At 41.5% G+C, this 21,480-nt stretch carries 23 protein-coding genes; 6 read left to right on the forward strand and 17 right to left on the reverse strand.

Features of this window, described 5'->3' with window-relative positions:
- Nucleotides 1-45: 45 nt before the first annotated feature.
- From ABIE26_RS13270 to ABIE26_RS13295, 6 genes are all read right to left on the reverse strand, one after another.
- Nucleotides 46-1,167, reverse strand: coding sequence for a FecR family protein (locus tag ABIE26_RS13270; protein WP_310142212.1), 1,122 nt, complete (start codon nucleotides 1,165-1,167; stop codon nucleotides 46-48).
- Between the two features lie 58 nt (nucleotides 1,168-1,225).
- Nucleotides 1,226-1,777, reverse strand: coding sequence for an RNA polymerase sigma factor (locus ABIE26_RS13275; protein ID WP_310142211.1), 552 nt, complete (start codon nucleotides 1,775-1,777; stop codon nucleotides 1,226-1,228).
- A gap of 111 nt (nucleotides 1,778-1,888) precedes the next feature.
- Nucleotides 1,889-2,731, reverse strand: coding sequence for an OmpA/MotB family protein (locus tag ABIE26_RS13280; RefSeq protein WP_310142209.1), 843 nt, complete (start codon nucleotides 2,729-2,731; stop codon nucleotides 1,889-1,891).
- 81 nt (nucleotides 2,732-2,812) lie between these two features.
- Nucleotides 2,813-3,475: a DUF2461 domain-containing protein gene (locus ABIE26_RS13285; RefSeq protein ID WP_310142208.1), complete on the reverse strand. Its 663-nt coding sequence runs from the start codon at nucleotides 3,473-3,475 to the stop codon at nucleotides 2,813-2,815.
- Nucleotides 3,472-3,870, reverse strand: a complete 399-nt coding sequence (locus ABIE26_RS13290; protein ID WP_310142207.1) for a DUF983 domain-containing protein — start codon at nucleotides 3,868-3,870, stop codon at nucleotides 3,472-3,474. The genes ABIE26_RS13285 and ABIE26_RS13290 overlap by 4 nt, the downstream gene beginning before the upstream one ends.
- On the reverse strand, nucleotides 3,854-4,108 hold the full coding sequence (locus tag ABIE26_RS13295; RefSeq protein WP_084237957.1) for a hypothetical protein: 255 nt from the start codon (nucleotides 4,106-4,108) through the stop codon (nucleotides 3,854-3,856). The genes ABIE26_RS13290 and ABIE26_RS13295 overlap by 17 nt, the downstream gene beginning before the upstream one ends.
- Before the next feature lie 176 nt (nucleotides 4,109-4,284).
- Here ABIE26_RS13295 and ABIE26_RS13300 point away from each other — a divergent pair, with 176 nt between their 5' ends.
- The 4 genes from ABIE26_RS13300 (at nucleotide 4,285) to ABIE26_RS13315 (ending at nucleotide 7,667) form a co-directional block, all read left to right on the forward strand.
- Nucleotides 4,285-5,631 carry a B12-binding domain-containing radical SAM protein gene (locus ABIE26_RS13300; RefSeq protein WP_310142204.1) on the forward strand — a complete coding sequence of 449 codons (1,347 nt, stop codon included), beginning with the start codon at nucleotides 4,285-4,287 and terminating at the stop codon, nucleotides 5,629-5,631.
- A complete protein-coding gene (locus ABIE26_RS13305; RefSeq protein WP_310142202.1) occupies nucleotides 5,628-6,290 on the forward strand; it encodes a hypothetical protein in 663 nt (220 codons plus the stop codon). Before ABIE26_RS13300 ends, ABIE26_RS13305 begins: the two co-directional genes overlap by 4 nt.
- A gap of 126 nt (nucleotides 6,291-6,416) precedes the next feature.
- Complete coding sequence (locus ABIE26_RS13310) at nucleotides 6,417-7,190, forward strand: helix-turn-helix domain-containing protein (protein ID WP_310142201.1); 774 nt, start codon at nucleotides 6,417-6,419, stop codon at nucleotides 7,188-7,190.
- Between the two features lie 66 nt (nucleotides 7,191-7,256).
- Nucleotides 7,257-7,667 (forward strand): hypothetical protein, encoded by a 411-nt coding sequence (locus ABIE26_RS13315; RefSeq protein WP_310142200.1) that lies wholly within the window; start codon nucleotides 7,257-7,259, stop codon nucleotides 7,665-7,667.
- 125 nt (nucleotides 7,668-7,792) lie between these two features.
- Here the strand turns inward: ABIE26_RS13315 and ABIE26_RS13320 are convergent, their stop codons facing one another.
- From ABIE26_RS13320 to ABIE26_RS13360, 9 genes are all read right to left on the reverse strand, one after another.
- Nucleotides 7,793-8,443, reverse strand: a complete 651-nt coding sequence (locus ABIE26_RS13320; protein ID WP_310142199.1) for a cupin domain-containing protein — start codon at nucleotides 8,441-8,443, stop codon at nucleotides 7,793-7,795.
- Between the two features lie 89 nt (nucleotides 8,444-8,532).
- Complete coding sequence (locus ABIE26_RS13325; RefSeq protein ID WP_310142198.1) at nucleotides 8,533-9,255, reverse strand: LytR/AlgR family response regulator transcription factor; 723 nt, start codon at nucleotides 9,253-9,255, stop codon at nucleotides 8,533-8,535.
- Between the two features lie 149 nt (nucleotides 9,256-9,404).
- Nucleotides 9,405-9,905: a hypothetical protein gene (locus tag ABIE26_RS13330; protein ID WP_310142197.1), complete on the reverse strand. Its 501-nt coding sequence runs from the start codon at nucleotides 9,903-9,905 to the stop codon at nucleotides 9,405-9,407.
- A 265-nt stretch (nucleotides 9,906-10,170) separates the two neighbouring features.
- Nucleotides 10,171-11,448 carry a thioredoxin family protein gene (locus ABIE26_RS13335; RefSeq protein WP_310142196.1) on the reverse strand — a complete coding sequence of 426 codons (1,278 nt, stop codon included), beginning with the start codon at nucleotides 11,446-11,448 and terminating at the stop codon, nucleotides 10,171-10,173.
- 936 nt (nucleotides 11,449-12,384) lie between these two features.
- Nucleotides 12,385-12,780, reverse strand: coding sequence for a nuclear transport factor 2 family protein (locus ABIE26_RS13340; RefSeq protein ID WP_310142195.1), 396 nt, complete (start codon nucleotides 12,778-12,780; stop codon nucleotides 12,385-12,387).
- A 250-nt stretch (nucleotides 12,781-13,030) separates the two neighbouring features.
- Nucleotides 13,031-13,612, reverse strand: coding sequence for a YdeI/OmpD-associated family protein (locus ABIE26_RS13345; RefSeq protein WP_310142194.1), 582 nt, complete (start codon nucleotides 13,610-13,612; stop codon nucleotides 13,031-13,033).
- 163 nt (nucleotides 13,613-13,775) lie between these two features.
- Complete coding sequence (locus ABIE26_RS13350) at nucleotides 13,776-14,777, reverse strand: aldo/keto reductase (RefSeq protein ID WP_310142193.1); 1,002 nt, start codon at nucleotides 14,775-14,777, stop codon at nucleotides 13,776-13,778.
- An 82-nt stretch (nucleotides 14,778-14,859) separates the two neighbouring features.
- On the reverse strand, nucleotides 14,860-15,768 hold the full coding sequence (locus ABIE26_RS13355) for a helix-turn-helix domain-containing protein (RefSeq protein ID WP_310142192.1): 909 nt from the start codon (nucleotides 15,766-15,768) through the stop codon (nucleotides 14,860-14,862).
- 47 nt (nucleotides 15,769-15,815) lie between these two features.
- On the reverse strand, nucleotides 15,816-16,709 hold the full coding sequence (locus ABIE26_RS13360; protein ID WP_310142191.1) for a winged helix-turn-helix domain-containing protein: 894 nt from the start codon (nucleotides 16,707-16,709) through the stop codon (nucleotides 15,816-15,818).
- 103 nt (nucleotides 16,710-16,812) lie between these two features.
- Here ABIE26_RS13360 and ABIE26_RS13365 point away from each other — a divergent pair, with 103 nt between their 5' ends.
- Together ABIE26_RS13365 and ABIE26_RS13370 are read left to right on the forward strand one after the other, a co-directional pair.
- Nucleotides 16,813-17,898: a ligand-binding sensor domain-containing protein gene (locus tag ABIE26_RS13365; protein ID WP_310142190.1), complete on the forward strand. Its 1,086-nt coding sequence runs from the start codon at nucleotides 16,813-16,815 to the stop codon at nucleotides 17,896-17,898.
- An 87-nt stretch (nucleotides 17,899-17,985) separates the two neighbouring features.
- Nucleotides 17,986-18,711, forward strand: coding sequence for a hypothetical protein (locus tag ABIE26_RS13370; protein WP_310142189.1), 726 nt, complete (start codon nucleotides 17,986-17,988; stop codon nucleotides 18,709-18,711).
- An 84-nt stretch (nucleotides 18,712-18,795) separates the two neighbouring features.
- On the opposite strand, the gene ABIE26_RS13375 is transcribed toward ABIE26_RS13370, so the two are convergent.
- Nucleotides 18,796-20,130 carry a DUF4302 domain-containing protein gene (locus ABIE26_RS13375; RefSeq protein WP_310142188.1) on the reverse strand — a complete coding sequence of 445 codons (1,335 nt, stop codon included), beginning with the start codon at nucleotides 20,128-20,130 and terminating at the stop codon, nucleotides 18,796-18,798.
- A gap of 8 nt (nucleotides 20,131-20,138) precedes the next feature.
- The gene (locus ABIE26_RS13380) at nucleotides 20,139-21,467 is read right to left on the reverse strand and encodes a zinc-binding metallopeptidase (protein WP_310142187.1); all 1,329 of its coding nucleotides are present in this window, start codon (nucleotides 21,465-21,467) and stop codon (nucleotides 20,139-20,141) included.
- Between the last annotated feature and the right edge of the window lie 13 nt (nucleotides 21,468-21,480).

Below are 21,480 nucleotides of genomic sequence, written 5' to 3' on the forward strand. Positions count from 1 at the left end.
CGACCCGCTCCTGGTTTTTTACCTCCATTGTATGTTCTGGCAGGTTTACATAACTATAATTTTCCTCCCTTCAATTTTAAAGTGAATGGTTCCTGTTGCTTCCAGTATTTTGAGTACCTGTGATACATTTTCAAACTTCGATATGGTACCTCCAAAATTTTCGCTGATCTGTGCATTGGCATAAACTACTTCCACCCCGTACCAGCGCGATATTTTTCGCATTACACTGTGGATCTCTTCATTGTCAAAAATGAAATAGCCGTTCTTCCAGGATACCGCCTCTTCAATGTCTACCTTAACCACATCCATCTGGCCGGTACTGCCCGACAAACGGGCCTGCTGCCCGGGTTTCAGTATCGTTGTATGGCCACGCGCGCTTACCCTTACCATCCCCTCGAGCAGCGTTGTTTTAATCTCGGCTTCATCATCATAGGCATTCACATTAAAATGCGTACCCAGTACCTCCAGCTGCTGTGTGCCTGATTGCACTTTGAACGGCCGTTTTTTATCCTTTGCGATTTCAAAATAAACTTCTCCTTTTATGGCTACGCTTCGTTCGGTCTGGCTAAAGGCTATAGGGAAGCGGATGGAAGAGTTTGCATTGAGCCAGACCTTACTCCCATCGGCAAGCACCAGCTGGTATTGCCCGCTAAGCGGGGTACTGATGGTGTTGTATGCGGACTGTTCATTTGCCGCTGCTGGCGCAGCTGCTTTCATATGGTAAACAGCCTCCGGCCCTGCACTATCCAGTGCAACCTGCGAACCATCTGCAAGTGTTAAGACAGCCTTATTGCTGCCCGGACCAATATCCTGAACAAGCGCCGGAGCTTCCTCCTTTTTTAATGGTTTTTCTGCAGGGGTTCTTACATAAAAAAATAACGCAGCAACCGAAACTATGGCAATAAGTGCGGCCGCTGCTTTCCAGCTTAAAAAGATATTCCTGCTTTTGCGGTATTGATCGGGTTCCCTATACTCCGCTAATTCCTGTAAAACCTTGCCGTATACTACATTTTGTACTTCATCTTTTACGCCCATGGCACTTTCGTCCCAACTGCGCTCCTCTTGCTGCAGGGCATCATAATGCTCAAATAAGCGCCGCTCTTCTTGGGTACTGAGCTTGCCCTTCAGGAACTGCGCTGCAAGATGTTCAAATTCTTTTCTGTCCATGGTTATAAACTGTAAGTACCAGATACAACCGCTTACCCCCAAAAGGGAATAAAAAAAATTAAAGCGGGGATGTTCGCTCCAGCGCAAAGCGGATCCGCCGAAGCGCAATGGTAAGCTGATTTTCTACAGTTTTTGGCGATATGCCGAGGCGTACGGCAACTTCTTTGGTCGAAAGATGATCTTTTCTGCTTAAATTAAAAACATCCCTGCATTTGGCAGGGAGTTTGGCCACCGCCTCATCCAGCTGCCGCTGGAAATCTTTGGTCATCAGCAGGCTGTCCGTATCTGATACAAAAGCCATCGGGGCTTCTATAGTATTTATTTTGGCCCTGGCTATCGGGAGCGCTTTAAAAACCTGGTATTTGACACAGGTATAGAACCAGGCATTTAAAGAAGCAATTTCGTTTACCGAACGTTTCATCCAGAGCTGAACAATAACCTCCTGAACAATATCTTCGGCGATTTGCCTGTCGCGGATCACATTATAGGCCTGCAGGTACAATTTGGACCAATACCGCCCATAAATTTCGGCCAGTGCAGCTTCATTGCCCTGCTGTAATAAATCGAGCAGCTGCCGGTCGGTCAGGTTGGTATAAACAGGTTTAGGCATCAGATATTGGTTACGTACCCGAATATAAAAAAACAAATGCTATAAAACAAAAATGAGTTGACTAAAAGCATTTTACACTTTTAGGCAACTCATTGCAAAGGTTTTAAAGGGTTACTGCTTAATCAGGTCGTACAATTCGTCCAGTTTTGGTGAAAGTACAATTTCAATCCTTCTGTTCTTGCTGCGGTTTTCGGCATTGGTATTTGGACCTAAAGGCTGGTATTCGCCTTTCCCGGTTGCGGTCATGCGCACTGGCTGCACTTTGCATATTTCGGTAAGGAACCTCACTACCGATGTAGAGCGGAGTACGCTCAGGTCCCAATTGTCTTTGATCTGCCCAAGGTTGGTGATTTTCTGCGAATCGGTATGTCCTTCAACCGCGATGTTAATCTCCGGTTGTTGCTTCAGTACATCTGCCAGCTGGGTTAAGGCCTGCTTGCCTTTTTCATCAATAATGATACTTCCTGATGGGAACAACAGTTTATCTGTTAAAGAAACATATACCTTACCGTTTTTGATCTCAACCGTTAAACCGCTCTTGGTAAAGCCAAGCAGGGCCTGTTGCAGTTTTTCTTTAAGTTTGTTGGTGGCCTCATCGCGTTTTCGCAGGATCTCCTCCACTTCTTTCAAACGCTGCTCGCGTTTCTTCAGATCGGCCGATAGTTTATTGATCTCGTTAGAACTGTTGCTGCGCAATTTGGAGTAATTGTTGTCCATCTCCGAGTACTTGTTCTTCATGTCGTTCAACGCACTGCTTAGTCCGGTCGTATCTTTCCTCAATTTGGCGATCAGGCTTTCCAGGTTCTCGTTCATGAGCTGTGATTGGGTCCAGCCATTGTTTAAAGAATCCTGTTTGGCCAGCAGGGCTTTATACTTTTTGGGCGACAGTACCACACAGGAAGTAAATGCACTGGCCAGCAATGCAACAAATAAAAACAAACTGATTTTTTTCATTAGTGTTATTGGGTTTTAAGGATTATAGACCTGCATACTCCCTTTTTTCAGAAGGCAGCCAGATCATTAGGTTCATTTGTGTTACTGATCAACAGCTTTCCTCAAAAATAGGATAAAGGGATATACACTTTCAAAAGCAGTTTTCAACTTATCCACGATTCCTGGTTTTAAGAAGTCCTCGTCTTTTAAAGGATAGATAGCAATAAAACTTTTCAGCTTCAGGAATTCAATCTGGGGATGGTCTGCAGGGTAACCCTTCGGCGCTGTTTTAAGGGTATCTTCCCTGCTCAATTGATAAAGACGTTTGAAGTTTTTATCGTTAACAATTTCCAGGAACTCGGAAGTATTGTAATCTATTTCTTCCCTGATCTTTTTCAGCACTGCAGCTTCGGGCATCCAGAACCCGGCCGCGAAGAAACACTCGCCTGGTTGTATGTGCAGGTAATAACCTGCACTATGGATATCACTCCCTTTAATGTTAAAGGAAATCCCAAAGTTGTTTTTATAGGGGTCTTTATTTTTACTGAATCTTACATCACGGTAAATACGCAACAGGCATTTTTTTGCCGGGGTATCTATAGCAAACTTTGGATCTACAGCAGCAAGTTTGGGTATGAGCTGCTCAATCAGGGCCAGCACATCTGCTTTGGCTAGTTCATACCTTTCTTTGTTTTCAGCAAACCATTCCCTGTTGTTATTTTTTGCTACATCAGCAATAAAAGCAAGTGTTTCTGACTTAATCATGGCTTATCGTAATAGGCGTTGTACTTTATTTTTGGAGAAAGCCAATGTAGTAAAATCACCCGTGAATAGCGATAATTAAAGGGGGCCAAAAGTAAACATCCTGTAAAAATTACAGTAATGTACAGCCAAAAGGATTCGAACTCGAGATTTCCCCCTGAAAGGACATAAGTAGCTACTGCAAGTGTGATCATCTCCGCACAATTCATGGCATAACTCACATACATTGCAGCATAAAAATAACCTGGCTCTATTTCAAAGCGCTGTCCGCAATGCGGGCATACCTCGTTGGTACGCTGGATGTTGAAACCGTATAGGCTGCCGGTAAAGATGTTGCCACGACGGCATTGCGGGCATTTGCCATTTACGATGGCGTAAAGCTTAGATGTTTTGCCCATAGCCGATTGTCTTTTTGCGGTATTTAACATACCATAATATCCCAACACCGGTAATCAGCAGATAAGGAATGGCCAGCAGGTATAAAATTCCGTTATTTAGTCCTTTTCCCTGGGTATTGCCATTTTTAACGCTTTGCTCTGCGTTAACGCTACACATGGCACATTGCGCGCTGGCCGTGTTGCTCACCGCAATTGCCGATAGCAATGTAAAAATGAAAACAAATGCGATCCTTTTCATAGCCGCAAATATAAGGAATTTTGTTGAGGTTGAGATATGGATGGGCACGGACTTCGGCGCAAGCTTGCAGGGCCCGCCCGAAGAAAGGGCGACGATGAGTGCTTTATGTTACGCTTTTGTTTAAATTAGCTTTTAATCTTATTTGGACAAAAAACCTACAATAAAGCACCCAAACTATGATAAGGCCATTTAAAGTTATATTGGTTTCGATGAGCGGGGTAAGGGTATACAACAAAAAGCTTCTGGAGTTGGGCCTGACCCTACCGGGATTTGTAGACAGGAGTAAAGTGATCGCAAGTCTTCCAAGTCTGGGCCTGCTGACGCTTGCCGCCTATACTCCAGATCACTGGCAGGTTATCTATAAAGAACTGGACAGCTATACAGCTTCAGAAATAGATGAAATCATAAATGCAGAGCCCGATATAATTGCCTTTTCATCGCTAACTGCAAGAATTAATGAGACCTATTCATTAGCGGGTAAATTCAGGGCACAAGGGATCAAAGTCGTGATCGGAGGATTGCACGTTTCTGCCTTACCAAACGAAGCCATGAATTTTGCCGACAGTGTGATTCAGGGCGAAGGAGAAATCATTTGGCAAAAACTCCTTTCGGATTACGAACAAAATAAGCTGAAGCCCTTTTACAGTTCGCTATCAAACGCCGACTACACATTTCATTTTAATGCTACAAAAGTCCCAAAATATGAACTTCTCGATATTTCAAAATACAACAGGCTAACCATACAGACAACAAGGGGTTGTCCGCTGCATTGCAATTTTTGCGCAGCATCACGTACCATAAGTGCTTATAAAAAGAAGCCGATCGCTCAAATTGAAAGAGAAATTCATAAAATATTTGAAGTTTGGGAACGTCCATTTATTGAGTTGGCCGATGACAACACCTTTGTAGACAAAGTCTGGTCGAAGGAACTATTAAGGCTTTTTGCCAATTACAAAATGAAATGGTTTACAGAAACCGATATTTCAGTTGCATATGATGATGAATTGCTGGAGCTGCTTGCCAAAGCAAATTGTGCGCAGGTATTGATCGGCCTTGAAACCTCGAAGGCAAAGGGACTAAAGGGGGTTGATAGAAACGACTGGAAGTACAAACAATTTGACAATTATCTAAAATCTATCGACAAAATTCAATCTTATGGCATTTCTGTAAATGGTTGTTTTATACTTGGATTCGATACCGATACAAAAGATACATTTAAAGAGACTGAACAATTTATTAAAGCCAGCAATTTATCTGAAGTTCAGATCACACTGCTCACCCCTTTTCCCGGAACCAACCTCTACAAACAGCTCAAACAGGAAAACAGATTGCTAACTGAAAATTACTGGGATAAATGCACATTATTTGACGTTAACTTCATTCCAAAGAATTTTTCCGTACAAGAATTAGAAAACAGTTTCCAGGAGTTGATGTCGGACATATACGCTGTCGAGGCTGTAAAAGAAAGAAAAAATAAATTCAGGCAAACACTTAAAAACAAGATAAACGCTTTAACCATATGAACCTATTCAAAACCATTATCCGCCTGTTAAGTTTCAAATTAACCAGGGAAGAAATGTTAAATTTTAACAAAACCCATTTTATTGCAGGTCTGATTGGCACCTGGATAGTTGGTATGGGACGTTATTGGGACGATGGCGGTGCAAGTTTATTACAGCATCTGGGCTTAGGTTCTGTAATTTACATTTTTGTTCTGGCGGCCTTTATCTGGGTTATATTGATTCCTTTTCGGGTAAAAAATTGGAGCTATTTTACAGTACTGACCTTTATTTCGCTGACCTCTTTCCCGGCGATATTTTACGCCATACCCGTAGAGCGTTTTTTTTCCATGCCATCTGCAAACGCTATGAATGTTTGGTTTCTTGCAATCGTAGCGACCTGGAGACTTTCATTGCTTTACTATTTCCTGAAACACTTCACAAGGCTCAGTATAGGAAATATCCTGACGGTTACCCTAATGCCCATTTGTTTAATTATTTCCACCCTTACAGTTTTAAACCTGCACAGAGTTGTTTTTGCAATAATGGGAGGGGTTAGAAACCCCTCCCCTCACGATGCATCGTATATGATACTTATGCTTTTAACCGGACTTTCTATGATCTTAACCGTACCCCTGCTCATAGCCTATGGAGTTGGAATACATAGAAGACAAAAAAATTAAGACGCCTGTTACTAAAGTCAGTGAATGTTTAATACTACTACCACCAATTTAAGTTTTTTTCTAGTTGTGCCTGAGCCGGATTCATTAACTTAGCGTATCAAACAAATTAAAAGGCAACAGAAAACAATGAAGATGGAGACGTATATGCCTGCTGTGCCATTAAGGCCATTTATTAAGGCGTATAAAATCATTGAAAGTGGAGATGAGCAGACCAACAGGGTTGTGCCAGATACTTCATTTGCGCTTGCATTTCGCTTTAAGGGTCAAATTTCGTCTATCACCGAGGGGTGGAAAACAACTTTACCTGCCGCAACCTTTTCGGGTTTGCGAAAATCTGTAAGACTTTTCAATTATGCAGCTCAAACATCGGCTTTAATTGTACAGTTTGAAGAAACAGGGTTGCCGGCGTTTTTCAAACCTCCGCTTCATGGGTTATTTGAGCAAAGCATCTCATTAGACAACTTTTTTCCGGGATCAGAAATTTCAATTGTGGAAGAGCGTTTAAGCGAAGCCCCGGACAACCTGGCAAAAATAGCCATTGTAGAGCAGTTTTTATGCGACAAATTGTTCTACAATAAACCGGATAAGCTTGTTTTGGAAGCCATCAATAAAATTCATTCCAGCAATGGGATAATCAGGATCAAGGAATTGGCCAAGAGTTTATATATCAGCAATGATGCTTTTGAAAAACGGTTCAGAAGAGCAGTTGGAGCTACACCAAAACAATTTTCTTCCATCATAAAACTAAAAGCTATCATTGGCCAAAATCCTGGCTCCGGCTCCTTTACTGATATTGCATTTGAGCACGGCTACTACGATCAGCCCCACTTCAATAAAGACTTCAAACTTTTCACCGGCCAGGCCCCAACAGAATTTTTCAACTCAGGCCTCTATTGGTAAATCAATGATTTTTTACAATGATTGCGTAGGCTGCAGATTGATATTTGTATTAAAAAATTAAGACAAATGAAAACAGGTTTATCAGCAGCAGTTGTGATTTGCATGGCCCTCATCAGTGGAAAAACTTATGCACAGAAACAGTACAGTTTATTGGTAAGAGTACCCGACACCTACTCTACCGAACAGGTAAAATCGGCCGGGCCGCTCTGGGACAAATTAATTGAAAAATGGAAAGCAGATGGTGTTTATGTGCTAAGTTTTGCCTTTCCGGGCGAAAGTTATACGGTAACGGGGAATGAGAAATCCCTGAAAAAAGAAACGGTTTTATCGGACAACCTTAAAGTGGTAAGTAATATTGTTCTCCGCGCAGATAGCATGGAACAGGCTTTGGCGCTTGCAAAAGCCTGCCCGGTTCTGTTATACGGTGGAAAAGTAGAAGTAAGGGAAATTCCAAAGCCCGTAAAACCCATTGAATAGTTGTTTTACTCATTTCGGTTTTTGATCTCTTTGTTGATTTCGTCAATTAACTGTTGTTCTGCTGGCAGGTACAATTGATATTTGCCGGCAACGATAGCTTGATTGTTTTCCTGACAAATTATTTCTTAGCTTAATCCGTATTTTTCGACTATTGCTTGACTTTGTTCGGGATAGTAAGTAAGCCCAAATTTTTTGTCCAATTCAGCTACACGTTTTGCAATTCCTGGATCTTCGAAAGATATTTTACGTTCAATAACCTCGGGTATAATCTTATGATATAATTCTTCTAAATAATCTTCAAAATTTTGATTAAAATACATGTCAATCAGTCGTAAATTTTCATTCCCCGAATTCCATACTACATGAACAATCCCTCTGGGTCTTAAATGCCAGCTTCCAACAGGAACTGTGACCACTTTATCGTCCATTAAGACCGAAGCTGTTCCTTCCAAAACATACATCAGTTCATCCAGGCGGTCATGTTTATGGGGAGAACCTGCAATTTTCTTAGGAGCCAAAATGGCCTCTACACAAGAAAATTGTGTATTAGTCTGTGCGCTACGAATCAATGTCCTCATATTACTACCAAGAGGCCCAACTTCAAGCGATGCATTTGGAGGAATTAAAAAGGGTATTGGAGCAATGGTTGTCGCTGCATCAACTGCTGATTCCTTACCTGGGGTACCACATGAAGCTAAAGGAAGACTACACAGTGCCGCAGCCAATAAACCCATTTGCTGCATTGCTTCACGTCGGGATGTTTTCTTTATCTTCATAATTTACTTTTTTAAGCTTGTTATTTTTTTTAAATATTCTTCGTTGTTTTCGTGGGTCCGATTTAGTTGGCTTTTATTGATTATGGTACTTAAAAGAGCTTTTGGAGTAAGATGTCCTTCTTCTGAACGGATACTTCTACCTCTGAGCCGTCAGAAAGCTCTAAAGTCCCTCCATCGCCCTTGCGATATTTAACTACACAGGCTAAATTGATAATCACCGAACGGCTGATCCGTGTAAAAAACTCATCGTCCAATATCTGTTCATATTCTTTTAGGGTTTTGGACACTACGATTTTTTTACTTCCTGCCAATATGAAGACGCTATAATTGCTCATGGCTTCAACTCTGATAATATTGGTCTTATCAACAACATATACGCCCTCGGCAGTAGTTAGGGCTAGGCGATTGCTATTGATCTTTTCCTTTTTCAGGGCCTTGTAATTGGATTTTTCTGCTACTCGTTTTCTTAATCGGGTAATTGCGGTTTCGAGTTCTTCTTCATCAATTGGTTTAAGCAGATAGTCAACGGCACTTAAGCGAAGTGCTTCAAGTGTATAACTGTCATAGGCCGTAGTAAAAATGACTTCAAAATCGAAACTGCCCAAACGCTCTAAAAACTGGAAACCATTAATTCCTGGCATTTCTACATCTAAAAAAAGAACATCAGGTCTCAGTTCAATAACGGCATTTAATGCCTTGGCCGACTGATTAAAAATGCCGACAACCTGCAACTCATCTTCAAAGAACTCTAACTTCTGGCTGAGCAATTTACTACCCTTAACCTCATCATCTAATATTACTGCTTTTAACATAATCGGCTTTTTAATTAAATTCCGTTATTTTTTTGATGTACTGAACACTAAATTAAGCCCTGATAAAGAACAAAGCTTATAGGGTCTTTCTCCATTTTCCCTTCCAACCGTCATGTCCTGCTTCGTAACAAGAACCCGTAACATTGATACTAGTTCAATTTGCTAACCTCACCTGTGTAATTACCAGTAACCAAGCCCATACCTGTAGTAAATTCAAAATTGATAGCGTAGGTATTGTCGCCGTTTTTTTCAATGGAAATTTTTCGGTCGATTCCATTTACCAAATAGCTTAAATCACCCTTACCATAATACATTACAGCACCGTCAAAAGCAATATTTGCACTACTCTTGGTAAAAATTCCTACCGGCATTTGGGTTGGTGTTCCGGTGTATTTTAGAACAACATGGATCTTTCTACTAACACCCGGAGCAGTAATACCCAGAAATCGTAGCGTGATGTCTTTGCCGTCTATTTCAAAATCTGATTTTTCCAGTTTAACCGTTACGGGATTTCCGCCGTTTTGGTAGGTGTAGCTATTTTTTTCAGCATTATTGTCAGCATCGGCTTTATCTTTTTTGCAAGCACTAAACACAAATACAACAGAAAATATGATGAGCGTTTTTGCGAAAATGTTTGTTATTTTTTTCATAGCGATGTTTTTTAAAATGTTCTTTTGAATTGCCTACCCAAATTTATTCATCCTGAATCTCACGTTTTCAGGCAATGATTGAAATATGCTTACTAATGAGCGAACAGGTCTATAGGATGAGCAGGGTGATACGTCTGCTAACGACTTGCTTCAATAAATTTTTTTAAGGTGTAGGAGAAACGGGAGGCCTTGAATGTAGCTAACCAAGCCTAGGGATGCCAGGTTGTTTAACCCCGGGAATATCTGGATGTAAAATCTAAATTTTTCACCAAATCATTTCACCCATTTTCATTTTTCGTAGTTCTCCTATAAATCTGTCATTGTTTGGCTCTAGTTTTAGAACTTCCTGCATGATATTTATTGCTAAATCTTTTTGTCCAAACTTGTACAATAAATGACTGTAAGTCGCCAAATACATTGAATTCTTGCTGTTTTCGTTTGACAATATTAGTTTGGACCATTTAATTGCCTCTGTAATATATTTTAGATCATCACAGAACAAAAACACTTCATTTGCATACCTATTTATTGCAGCTACGTTCGGCTCTTTACCAATAGTGTGTAAAGATACAGATTGACAAAACCGCTCCCAGTCATTAAGTGCCCTATAGTATTCAGGTTTTGCTTTCAATATTATTTCGTCTGATAAATAAGGATACTTCAGATCTAGTTCTTGCTTTATCACAGTCCAGTCAACATCTTTATTCATCTCTCCTGAATATACAACCATCCCACCACCATAGACAGTCTTTTTTCCATCAATCCTGATCCTGGGTAGTATAATCTCATCAAATGCTATTGTATTTAAAATGCGAATCCTATCTCCCTTACCAACCACAGAATCGATCTGTTTGGGATAATTAAGTAAAATATTAAATCCTATGTCAGAACTTTTGGTGGTTCCTTGAGCAACAAATTTTAGGTTTTGCTTTGTTAACAAGTTTTTTTGAACGGCTAAATATGCATTTATGTATTCAGCTTTAGATTGATCGTCCCGAACTTCACTTGCACTATTAATTAACATTAGAATAAATGCAGTATCTCTTTTACCTTCTGTGTATTGACGTTTAAGATTTAAATATTGAGATTTTGGATCTAATGCTTTTTTTGCTTTCATCAAAAAGCTATCAGCATCAACATCTCCCCCCTTTATGGAATGAACAAGAATGCCTTGAGGGTTAAAAAATAAATAGGTCGGGTAGGAATCAATTTTATAGGTTTTTGATATCGCTTTAGCATCTTCATACCACGCTCTTGTATTTTTACCATCGTTTTTCGTTACATCAAATTGTACAGCAACATTTATAAAGTTTTGATTAAAAAAATCAGCAACTTTCTGCTGAGGGAAAATGTTAGTATCCATTTGTTTACATGGCACGCACCATGTCGTATAACCGTCTAAGAAAATATATTTATTCTCTTTTTTTGCCTTTTCTTTTATTTGCATCCAGCTAAGTCCATTTTCGAAATTAACACCAGTATGCTTTTGAGCCTTAAGATTAAAGGTGAAGAAGAATAAGAGGAAAAACAATGAGGGTTTCATAAATTTATAGTATGATTAAAGCTAGAATTCAGTAAGAGGATGTTGATAAAAACATCCTCTTACAATTTTTAGCAAGGTGTTACCACACCAAGCGTACATGTTGCAGTATGTCCAGCAGGTACTACTACACAATCACTGCATTGTGGACTATTCGGCTGTCCTTCTGGGCAACATTTATAGCGCTTAGGGGCTGAAGATTCTCCAGAACAACCTCCCTCTTCATCAACGGGGAAGCACGAACCATCAGAACTTTGGCAATAGCCCGGAGGACACATTTCTCCTCCTTTTACATTTTTCATTTCTGCCTTATTGAGCATTTTAAAATTTTTCATAATTGTCATACAAGTTTTTGGATTTTATAACCGGATTCAGCGTTGGTTATTTACGCTGCATTAGTTTTACAACATAATGCTTGGTTAGCTGGCTTCGTTTGCAACCGAGAGCCAATTTGTATACAAACTCTTTAGGAATTTCTCACCCGGCGGGCAATCGCCAGAGGCCAACAAACCCGGATAGTCCGGATGCTCTGCATGTGGCGTTAATAGTGTCCAGAATTATACGGACATTTAGTTTTTTTACCAGCGCATGAAGTACACCAACGGCATTTTCTTTTTTGGATAGCGTTAATAAGAGCATAGTTAAAGGTTTTGTTAGCTTAAAAATAAACAAATAATTTGATAAGCAATGACACAATGAAGTTACATTGAATTACCATTGCAAATTCTAATGCAAAGCAAGGTTCAATGCCTTTTATCTTTTCAAACTTCATCCCTTCGGTTAATTTGTTCGCAAAATATCCCAGGGCAATTATTCTTATTTCTGCGTCTACTGTTTCACCAGGAAAAACCAGGTCCCTACCAATAAATGTTTGTTGCCCGGAAGTTTACATTTTTTCGAAATCAAACTTCAATATTCATGTCAAACACGATAGTGAATCTACAAAGATAGCGCCCGTTGTACCGCCAAACTATCCTCCAAAAGACGGTATCTTATGATCAGTCCATCTTCAAAAGTCATATGGATATGAAACATCGAGTCAACCACCTTGCCCGTTGCCAGCATCCTGGTAGAGAACTCACCGATCATCACCGCCTTATCATCTTCAACAAACAAATGTTCCACATTTGCTGAAAGCGGTTCGACGGAGAGCCACAGTGTAGAGAAAAAATCCCTCACACCATTTCTATCCAAACGTCTTCCAAGCCAGGGTGCCACCTTTTCATCACCAGGAATATACCAATCAACATTCTGGGCAAATAAACCAACTATTGTTTCCAGGTCCCTTTGTCCCATGGCAGCAAGGAAATTTTCAGCCGATTGTAGTGTGGTCATGCGTGTAGTTTTTCCAACAAATCTAAGAAAACAGCTTACAATTCACGTTCTTCTTTAGTCATTTTACTCATTTCCGCAATTTTAAATAGCTTCTGAAATACCCTTTTATCCAGAAAATCAGGAATCTTGTCTAATCGGCTCAGGTTCTTTTATACGGAGGAAAAGTAGAAGTAAGGGAAATTCCAAAGCCAGTAAAACCTATTGAATAGCTGCGCAAAAGTAAACTCCAGAACGCCAAAAAGGCAGAGCTTTACCGAAGGTGTTTCGGTTTTAGTTTTTGCGCTGCACATTCTACAATTTCAGCAACGCGTTGTTGCCTGGTTTCTGGTCTTTTGGCCAGTACCAGCCATTGCAGCATCGCCTTTTTAGCAGACTTGCTAAGACCTTCAAAGAATTCCCTGGCTACTGAATTGTTTTTTAGCCCGGCTCCCAGATCTTCAGGAACAACCAACTCCTCAACGGAGTCTAAAATTGTCCAGGAGCCATTTTCTTTTGCAATAGCAATGCTTTGATGCCCGGCTTCGGTCATCAAACCTTTTTCGATAAGCTCGGCCACTTTAACTTTGTTTATTTTTGACCAGGTGCCATTGGCTTTTCGTTTGCTGAAAAACTGATGCGTCCTTTCCTCGTCAATCTTTATTTTCTTGCTGTCTATCCAGCCATAGCATAAAGCAACTTCTACAGACTCCGTCCATGTTATCGATTTTTTACCGGACTTTTTGTTATAGCAAACCAGCCATACAGACTGTTTGGTAAGATGGTTTTTCTTTAACCACTTATCCCAGTCGGCCGGACTCTCCGGATAAAATATTTCTACTTCTTTTTCCTTCATTGCTATATACCCGAGTAAAAGTGTTTGTGTAGGGACTGCAAGTATAACATAAACCTAACAAAAACTTTAATAAATACGCAGTCAGCTACCTGCGCATGAAACCGAATACCTTTAGATGGGTGCGCAGGCAGCTGAGGCTGGAAGGTTTGCTGCAATGGTAAGGTTAGTGGTTAACCAGTGCCATCGCCCCTTCGCTGTAACGGGCACCTACATTTGGATATTTAGCAAGTATATTTTCAATTGCTTTGAGCTCTGTGTCGGATAATGCGATGTCAACAGCACCGGCATTTTCTTCCAGGTACTTTCTTTTTTTGGTGCCAGGGATAGGAATAATATCATTGCCCTGTGCCAATACCCATGCCAGTGCCAGTTGTGCCGGCGTGCAGGATTTGTCTTTGGCCAGAAATGAAAATTCTGCTACCAGTTTTGCGTTGTTTTCCGCATGCTCGCCCTGGTTGCGCGGCAAGGTTCTTCTGAAATCATCATCGGCAAGGCTTTCCAGATCAAGGGAGTTAGAGAACAAGCCCCTTGCCAACGGAGAATAAGGTACAAGGCTGATTCCCAATTGGCGCACCGTTTGCAAAATCTGGGCTTCCACATCGCGGGTAAGCAGTGAATATTCGCTTTGCAGGGCAGTTATTGGATGTACTGCATTGGCTTTGATGATGGAAGCAGGTGATGCCTCGCTAAGGCCCAGGTAGCGCACTTTGCCTTCTTTCACCAGGTTGGCCATAGCGCCTACGGTATCTTCTATTGGGATATTGGGGTCTACCCTATGGGCGTAGTACAAATCGATGGTATCAATTTTAAGGCGTTTAAGGCTCTGCTCTACCGCTACTTTGATCCAGGCCGGTGAGCCGTCGAAATAAGTGCTTGCCGTACCACTTGGGCCGGTTTTTCCATCTTTAAAACGAAAACCGAACTTGGTGGCAATAAATACCTTATCGCGGTTAGGCACCAGCACTTTGGAGATCAGTTCTTCATTGGCACCATTGCCGTACATATCGGCCGTGTCCCAGAAATTGATGCCCAGGTCTAAAGCTTTTTCCAATGTGGCAATGCTTTCTTTTTCATCAGCCGGGCCATAAGCAAAGCTCATGCCCATGCAACCCAGCCCTATGGCAGATAATTTTTCATTAGTTTTTCCAAGGTTTCTATATTTCATAACAAGAGTATTTTGTTCTATGCAAATGTAGATCGGGAAGGAAGGGCCTAGGTTATAACAATCAAACAGATTGTTATAAAATTCAAACATTGCCAGTGCGCAGCCCGTTTGGCGACAAGCCTGTATGCTTTCTGAAAAAATTGGTAAAATAAGACGGATACTCAAAACCGAGCCCATAGGCGATATCGGAGATGTTCCAATCGGTATGCAGCAGCAGGGCCCTTGCTTCTTTGGTAATCCTTGCGGCTATATGCTTAGTAGTGGTTTTACCGGTTACTTCTTTTACGGAGCGGTTGAGGTGGTTAATGTGCACAGATAATGCCCGGGCGTAATCAACAGGGCTTTTCAGCTTTAGGCCGGTAGCCGGTGAATCGACAGGGAATTGTCTTTCCAGCAATTCCATGAAAAGCCCCGCAACCCTTTCAGAGGCATTGGTATAGGCACCAAAATCCTGGGCAGGGTTAGATTTCATCGCTTCATGAATCAATAAATGCAGGTAACTGCGCAGCACATCGTACTTGTGTGGATAAACGGAGTTGATCTCTGTGATCATCTTTTGAAAAATGGCCGAAATTTCTTTCAACTGGCATTCATCGGGAAAAAAAATAGGACAGCTGCCGATTCTGAAAAGCGGAGAATCGCGCAAACTTTCGGTTCTTTCGCTATGCTGAATAAACTCTTCGGTAAAAAGGCAGTACCAGCCAGCCTGCTCGGCTGATTCGGGCTCCCAGGAATAAGGCACAACAGGGTTCGAAAAAAGCATGGCCGGACGGTCTATCTGGATCCATTTATCTGCATAATACAGTTTTCCTCGGCCAATGATGAGCGATGCTTTATAAAAATCGCGTCGGCTATAGGGCGATACCGCCGTACAGGAATCCCTGCTGAAAACATTGAAATGCCCGATCCCCGTAGGGCTAACAGGTAAATTTGTAGCCCCCTGGCTGGCCAGCCTATTGTAAAAATCTGTTACACTCTCCGTTGCTTTCATAGCACCAAGTTATAAAATTCAAACGGAAAAATGTTTGCCAACCTAGATTAGCTAGTTTCAAGCTTATATCCCTTGCCACGTATCACAACAATTCTGGTATTCGAATCAAGTTCCAGTTTTTTTCTAAGCTTTGATATGAACATATCCAGGCTACGCCCCACAATAACACCTTCATCCTCCCAGATCTCTTTTTGTAACCGGCTTCTCTCTATGGTCTGGTTGGGAGACATGGCGAAAATGTGCAATACACGGGCTTCCGTTGCGGTCAGGTCTATTGTCTTTCCATTTATCAGGAGCTTCCTATTCTTCGCATCGAACAATACCGAGCCCAAAGTGAACAGATCAGGATCATCTATATGCTGACCCTTAGTCAAAACTCCCCGCGACTTAACAGATCTAAAAAAAAGAAAACCAACAAACGCTAAAAACGGCAGGCTCCCCAGCAGATATCCATTCTTTGCTATACTTATTCCTGCAGGTTTAAATTTAATATTGATCAGGTAACATGCTTTGGGTTGCCTTCTTCCTATGCAAGCTACAACATCATCTTTTTTATTTTCGGATATAGCGTATCCATAAGCTACACTGGAGTTTCCGCACTTCAAAACGTTAACAACATAATCACTTGTTAACCGGTCTTTGCCCAACAAACGTCTTGTAGTATTTACCAGGGAGTCCGGCAAAAAGGTAAGTTCATTCTCAAAGCTGATTTGGTATTCATTTTCAGCAATCTTTTTCACCGGGAGGACTCTTGATGTGCTATCGCCCGACTGTAAAAGTATTTCATGACCAATCCTGCGGAGCAGAACTTCTCTTCTGGCAATAACAAAGTCGTCGCTGCCTGTCATACTAAAAGCCACGCAGGTTACAGAGATAAGCAAGAGTATCCATCCGAACAGGTACTTGCGTTTCCCAAACAGGAGGTTTTGGCTATCCAGCATAGTGTCAAGTTTTTATTTACAAAGTTTACATTTTTATTTACAATCCTGATGCTCCAGACGAAAAGATGTCAAAGTAATTTCGCTGAATAAATTCTAATAGGATATGAAAAATAAAAGAAACCTTTTTTACAGCCTGCTGATCATACTGACAGGGGCAATCTATTTCCCAGTGCAGGCTCAGCAAAAAAATGACGTTCAGGATGGCGTTAAAACCAAAGACTTAAGCCCTTTGCAGGGCCCCAAGAGCATTGTTCGTACAATAAAGCAAGATAGAAGTGGTAACATTTGGATTGCTTCATGGGAAGGTGTTTTTAAATATGATGGAAAGTCTTTTGCCAATATTACCAGTAAGGTGAGTTCGGCCCGCTTTTTTTCTGTCTTAGAAGATCGAAAGGGAAATTTTTGGTTCAGTTCTGTTGGTTCGGGTGTTTATTATTACAATGGAAAGTCTTTTCGAAATTTTACAACAAAGGATGGACTTCCTAATGATCGGGTTACGCATGTTTATGAAGATAAAACCGGTAATATCTGGTTTGGTACTGAGAGTGGAGCAAGCCGTTACGATGGAAAATCCTTTCGAAATTATAAAATAACAACCGCGCCAGCCCCTACCGGTGTCGATTCGGTCCAGGTATCGGCCTATCAGCAACAGATTCCGGAAGGTAATTGGATGCAGAATGATGTTAATGCTATTATTGAAGATAAAACAGGAAAAATTTGGTTTGGTACCAGGGGCTATACCCGGGTTTATGATGGAAAGACATTTACCACCATAACCCGTAAAGACGGCAAACCTTTTACAAATGTGCGTTCGATAATCAAAGATAAAAAAGGCAATATTTGGCTGGGAGGTTATGATGGGCTTTGGCGTTACGATGGCGGTACATTTACGAATTTTACTCAGAAGTTTGTTGGTTATATCTACGAAGACAAAAAGGGGGATATCTGGACCAGTTCAGATAGTTCAAATGACCTAAGTAAGGTGCCTTTTGGTGGTAGGGGTAATACCGCAGCATGGACACTTTCCCGTTATGATGAAAAGTCATTGTCCAATAAAAAACCAAGGGCAACTGAAATAGCAAGTAAACCGATGATCTTCGGAATTTTAAAAGATGACAAAGGGAATATCTGGTTTGGCACTTTAGATGGCGTGTATCTTTATGATGGAGCGACTAGCCTGAAGATGTAGTTGTGTTTTGTAGATGCGGCATTAATGTTACGATAAAACATTCAGCAGCAGCCCAAATTTCTATATTTTTGAAACACACTAACTCCTATGATGATGAACAAAATTTGTATTTTATTGCTTGCTGCCCTGTTTGTATTTTCCTGCAAAAAAACATCAACCCCGGTTGAAAACCCCAAGAACAATTACAATGAACGCGAATGGATGCGCATACAAATCCCTGGTGGAGCTGAAGCCTCAGCTCTTGCGGGCAGTATAACCGATACTTTAGTTGTGGCGGGAAGGTACAACATCTACCTGGTGACCGAAAATGGGACCAGGGTAACACCCGTTTCAAAAAGCCTGAACCACATTCCTGGCCTTCTTACTGTAAAAGATACCATCTTTGCCCTGTCGGGAGAATCTTATGATGCCAAATTTGAAAAACATTATGCCGCAATCGGCAGTTATTACACGCTCGACAAGGGTAAGAACTGGGTACCTACGCACCGACCAAACATGTTTATGGTTAATGGCGAAGCAAGCAACACAGATCAAACTCAATTTAAGCTTCAGTACCGCGCCGGGGCCGATTTAAATGGCGATAAAAGCAACAATTGGGTACTCCAGACCTATATTATAAAAACAACAGCTTCCGGGACAACTACTAAATTTACGCCGCCAATTGAAAACAGGCAGCCACTTAATCTTCACATCGATAAGCATAACCTATTGTATATTGCTACCGGCGGTCGTTTTTCGGAGGCAGGCGTTTACATGCCGGCAATTCCACAGAGCCCTGCTTATATTTATGTTTCGAAAAATGCGGTTTTGTAATCTCTGTACCTGAAGGTCAAAAAATGAAATTGCATAAAAAAGGGAGGTTCCGTGTGGAGCCTCCCTTTTTACATTTATAAGCTTCTACATAATTCCGTAGAAAAACGAGCCTGGATCTGCTACTCTGTAAAAACCACCCAATGTGCTGGTGTTATTTATATTGGTAGTTGTAACCCAATCTATTTTGAAAGGTCCGGAAAGCAGGTAAGCCTGCAATCCCGAGGTTTCTCTTGTTCTTGTGGTCCAGTTTCCATTGTAAATCGGCGCACTCAACGTAAAGGTATCTCCTACTCTGGCATAGGTAAACGAAGCGCTGGCAAGAAATACAGAACTACCCGAATTGTAATTGATCTCTACGGTTAACGTGTTGTTGCTGGTTAACGTCCAGGTTAAGGTATTCACTATCCTTGGCGTGGTTGAGCTACTGGTAAAGAATAAATTTACCATGGTACTGTATACCGTGTTAAAACCTGATGTAACCCCTGTTGGTAAACCGCTCGAAGGGATCGTAATCTTCCTGTAAGTAAAGTTAGAGGGGAATCCAAACATGAGTGTTAGCGGGGTAATTGGCGTAGGGGAATTTAACAGATTGATCCTGGTAGTGCCGGCCATAATATAATATGTTTTGGCTGCCGGGTCCCAGGTCATCTCGGTAATTGCCAGGCTTCCGTAGGTTAAGGGCTTGTTCAGATAGATCTTATTGATGCCAAAGGCAAATGTGGTAGATTGAGCCTGGCTTACCTCTTTGCTGTCTACATAGTTTAGCTTAACCGTTTTTACATTAGCATCAATAGCAATTGCCCCCTTAACGCCGTCTGGAAATGGAATATAAGGATTTTTGTTTGCCGAAACATAAGCGGCATTTGCATCAACCATTGTCTTTAACCCTCCTGCCAAAATGCTTTGGGCCTCGGCTGCCGAAAGCTTTATCATTTTCATTGGGTTTTTGTTGAAGGTCCCTTCAAACTTTACGGTATCTCCTGCGAATTCGGTAAATGCAAATTCAAAATCAGATGCCAGTCCTGTAGCCGTACCGGTACTACCACCACTTATAGCAGCATCAGGATCTGCAGCAAGGTGGATATAGTTATAGGTATCAAAGATTAAGGTAGGGCGTTGTAAGGCCTTTAAACGATAGGTACTTTGTACCGGTACTGTAGCTGCTGTAGTATTAAAATCTGACAGCATGGTTACCTTACCATCGGCCGTAAATTTAAAATAGTAGGAGAAGCCTTTTCCGCCCTTTGGATAAATGGTGGCTTTCCAACCATCGGCACTTGATAAAAGCGCGGCCTGATCTTTGGTCAGTTCGGCAGCCAAACGGGTGTCCGGATCGTCAAAGATAGGATCTGTATCCCTTTTGCAGCCGGCAATAAATCCAGTTATCACCAGTGCTATAAATAATATTTTCTTCATCATCTTAGTCATTAATTGCCATAAACACCAAAAAAGTACGAATTAGCATCAGTTGCTTTCTGCAGGCCTATATACTCGGCTTTGAAATCAGTACTGTAATACCACTTGTAAACAAACTTGTTCTGTGTTAAATAATTTGTTAATGCCGTTATGCCTGGTGCAATTACAGCGGCGTTGCCATCGCTTGCAGAAAGCACTAAACTAATGGCCCCGTTTGCATCGGTAGTCATGTTGTAGGTAAAGTTGGCAACAAATGGCGAGCCCGCTGCATTGTTATAATTTACCCGCAATATCACCTGGTTGGCTGCCGGATATACCAATGAAAAATTAAGGAGTACCCTGCCGGCATTGTTGCTTAAAGCGGCCAGGCCTGTTTTTGCAGCATTAAATATGCTTACAAAATCGGCCGACTGGCCTGCCACATCGCCTGCAATACCGTTTAACGCTGTGTATGGAAAGGTAGTACCAAAGCCAAGATAAGTACTAGGCTGCGATGGAGAATTTACGTTGAGGGCAGCCTGTACACGATTTTGCAGGGTATAAAAATCTATACCATACGTTTGTTTAAAATAAGTTACCACCATATCTTCCTTAGACCGGATAGAGGCTTGCGCAGTGGCAGTCATGCCTTTCACAATGGCCTCGTAACCTGCTTTACCTTCTGTAAGCATAATAGAAGTCATTTCTGCAAAGTCTTCATTAGGAGCGGCCTGCGCATACTGCGAAATAAAGCCCCCGGCATAGGCCTCGGCCAGGGTGGTATTGTTCCAGTCGGCAGTATAACCAGCCGGTGTTACCTGAGGAAATTCTTTCTGGTAATTTATGGTTTGGTGAAGAATATGTGCAAACTCATGATGGATTGTTTTAAGGACCCTTTTTGCAATGGTCCTTTCCGTTTTAGAGAAGTTATTTACATTAAACAGGGTTACTTTTATGCCGCCCTCGGCCTCGCCAAGGGTAACAGACCCGCCGGTGTTGTATTGCAAACTGCCAACCAGAACATAGTTTTTAGGGGCATACTTTTTAATAAAATTCTCTCCCACCTCAGCGGTATAAGGGTCAATCCATGCCGATCTTACCATTTCCATTAAGGGCCTTACACGTTCTATTTTAGGCGGGATAAGTGTTTTAGAAACATCGTACTCGGTTCCATCCCATCTGTATTTTACACTGATGTTATAAGGCTGGGTTAAATTAGTGAACAGCCACTGATCAAGCTCTCCCTGCTCCCATGTATCTCCACCAAGGCCTACAATTTCCCTGTTCAGGTTCTCTGATTTTTTACAACTCAATGCGATACTGATCAGAGCTGCAAATGCTAGAATATATATATATTTCATCTTCGTTAGAGTT

The organism is Pedobacter africanus (genome assembly GCF_040548825.1).
In the GTDB taxonomy this organism is placed as follows: domain Bacteria; phylum Bacteroidota; class Bacteroidia; order Sphingobacteriales; family Sphingobacteriaceae; genus Pedobacter; species Pedobacter africanus_A.

Excerpts from the sequence above, each read along its gene's own strand:
- ABIE26_RS13270 (WP_310142212.1), bottom strand. The coding sequence starts at position 1,167 with ATGGACAGAAAAGAATTTGAACATCTTGCAGCGCAGTTCCTGAAGGGC.
- ABIE26_RS13275 (WP_310142211.1), bottom strand. The coding sequence starts at position 1,777 with ATGCCTAAACCTGTTTATACCAACCTGACCGACCGGCAGCTGCTCGAT.
- ABIE26_RS13280 (WP_310142209.1), bottom strand. The coding sequence starts at position 2,731 with ATGAAAAAAATCAGTTTGTTTTTATTTGTTGCATTGCTGGCCAGTGCA.
- ABIE26_RS13285 (WP_310142208.1), bottom strand. The coding sequence starts at position 3,475 with ATGATTAAGTCAGAAACACTTGCTTTTATTGCTGATGTAGCAAAAAAT.
- ABIE26_RS13290 (WP_310142207.1), bottom strand. The coding sequence starts at position 3,870 with ATGGGCAAAACATCTAAGCTTTACGCCATCGTAAATGGCAAATGCCCG.
- ABIE26_RS13295 (WP_084237957.1), bottom strand. The coding sequence starts at position 4,108 with ATGAAAAGGATCGCATTTGTTTTCATTTTTACATTGCTATCGGCAATT.
- ABIE26_RS13300 (WP_310142204.1), top strand. The coding sequence starts at position 4,285 with ATGATAAGGCCATTTAAAGTTATATTGGTTTCGATGAGCGGGGTAAGG.
- ABIE26_RS13305 (WP_310142202.1), top strand. The coding sequence starts at position 5,628 with ATGAACCTATTCAAAACCATTATCCGCCTGTTAAGTTTCAAATTAACC.
- ABIE26_RS13310 (WP_310142201.1), top strand. The coding sequence starts at position 6,417 with ATGAAGATGGAGACGTATATGCCTGCTGTGCCATTAAGGCCATTTATT.
- ABIE26_RS13315 (WP_310142200.1), top strand. The coding sequence starts at position 7,257 with ATGAAAACAGGTTTATCAGCAGCAGTTGTGATTTGCATGGCCCTCATC.
- ABIE26_RS13320 (WP_310142199.1), bottom strand. The coding sequence starts at position 8,443 with ATGAAGATAAAGAAAACATCCCGACGTGAAGCAATGCAGCAAATGGGT.
- ABIE26_RS13325 (WP_310142198.1), bottom strand. The coding sequence starts at position 9,255 with ATGTTAAAAGCAGTAATATTAGATGATGAGGTTAAGGGTAGTAAATTG.
- ABIE26_RS13330 (WP_310142197.1), bottom strand. The coding sequence starts at position 9,905 with ATGAAAAAAATAACAAACATTTTCGCAAAAACGCTCATCATATTTTCT.
- ABIE26_RS13335 (WP_310142196.1), bottom strand. The coding sequence starts at position 11,448 with ATGAAACCCTCATTGTTTTTCCTCTTATTCTTCTTCACCTTTAATCTT.
- ABIE26_RS13340 (WP_310142195.1), bottom strand. The coding sequence starts at position 12,780 with ATGACCACACTACAATCGGCTGAAAATTTCCTTGCTGCCATGGGACAA.
- ABIE26_RS13345 (WP_310142194.1), bottom strand. The coding sequence starts at position 13,612 with ATGAAGGAAAAAGAAGTAGAAATATTTTATCCGGAGAGTCCGGCCGAC.
- ABIE26_RS13350 (WP_310142193.1), bottom strand. The coding sequence starts at position 14,777 with ATGAAATATAGAAACCTTGGAAAAACTAATGAAAAATTATCTGCCATA.
- ABIE26_RS13355 (WP_310142192.1), bottom strand. The coding sequence starts at position 15,768 with ATGAAAGCAACGGAGAGTGTAACAGATTTTTACAATAGGCTGGCCAGC.
- ABIE26_RS13360 (WP_310142191.1), bottom strand. The coding sequence starts at position 16,709 with ATGCTGGATAGCCAAAACCTCCTGTTTGGGAAACGCAAGTACCTGTTC.
- ABIE26_RS13365 (WP_310142190.1), top strand. The coding sequence starts at position 16,813 with ATGAAAAATAAAAGAAACCTTTTTTACAGCCTGCTGATCATACTGACA.
- ABIE26_RS13370 (WP_310142189.1), top strand. The coding sequence starts at position 17,986 with ATGATGATGAACAAAATTTGTATTTTATTGCTTGCTGCCCTGTTTGTA.
- ABIE26_RS13375 (WP_310142188.1), bottom strand. The coding sequence starts at position 20,130 with ATGATGAAGAAAATATTATTTATAGCACTGGTGATAACTGGATTTATT.
- ABIE26_RS13380 (WP_310142187.1), bottom strand. The coding sequence starts at position 21,467 with ATGAAATATATATATATTCTAGCATTTGCAGCTCTGATCAGTATCGCA.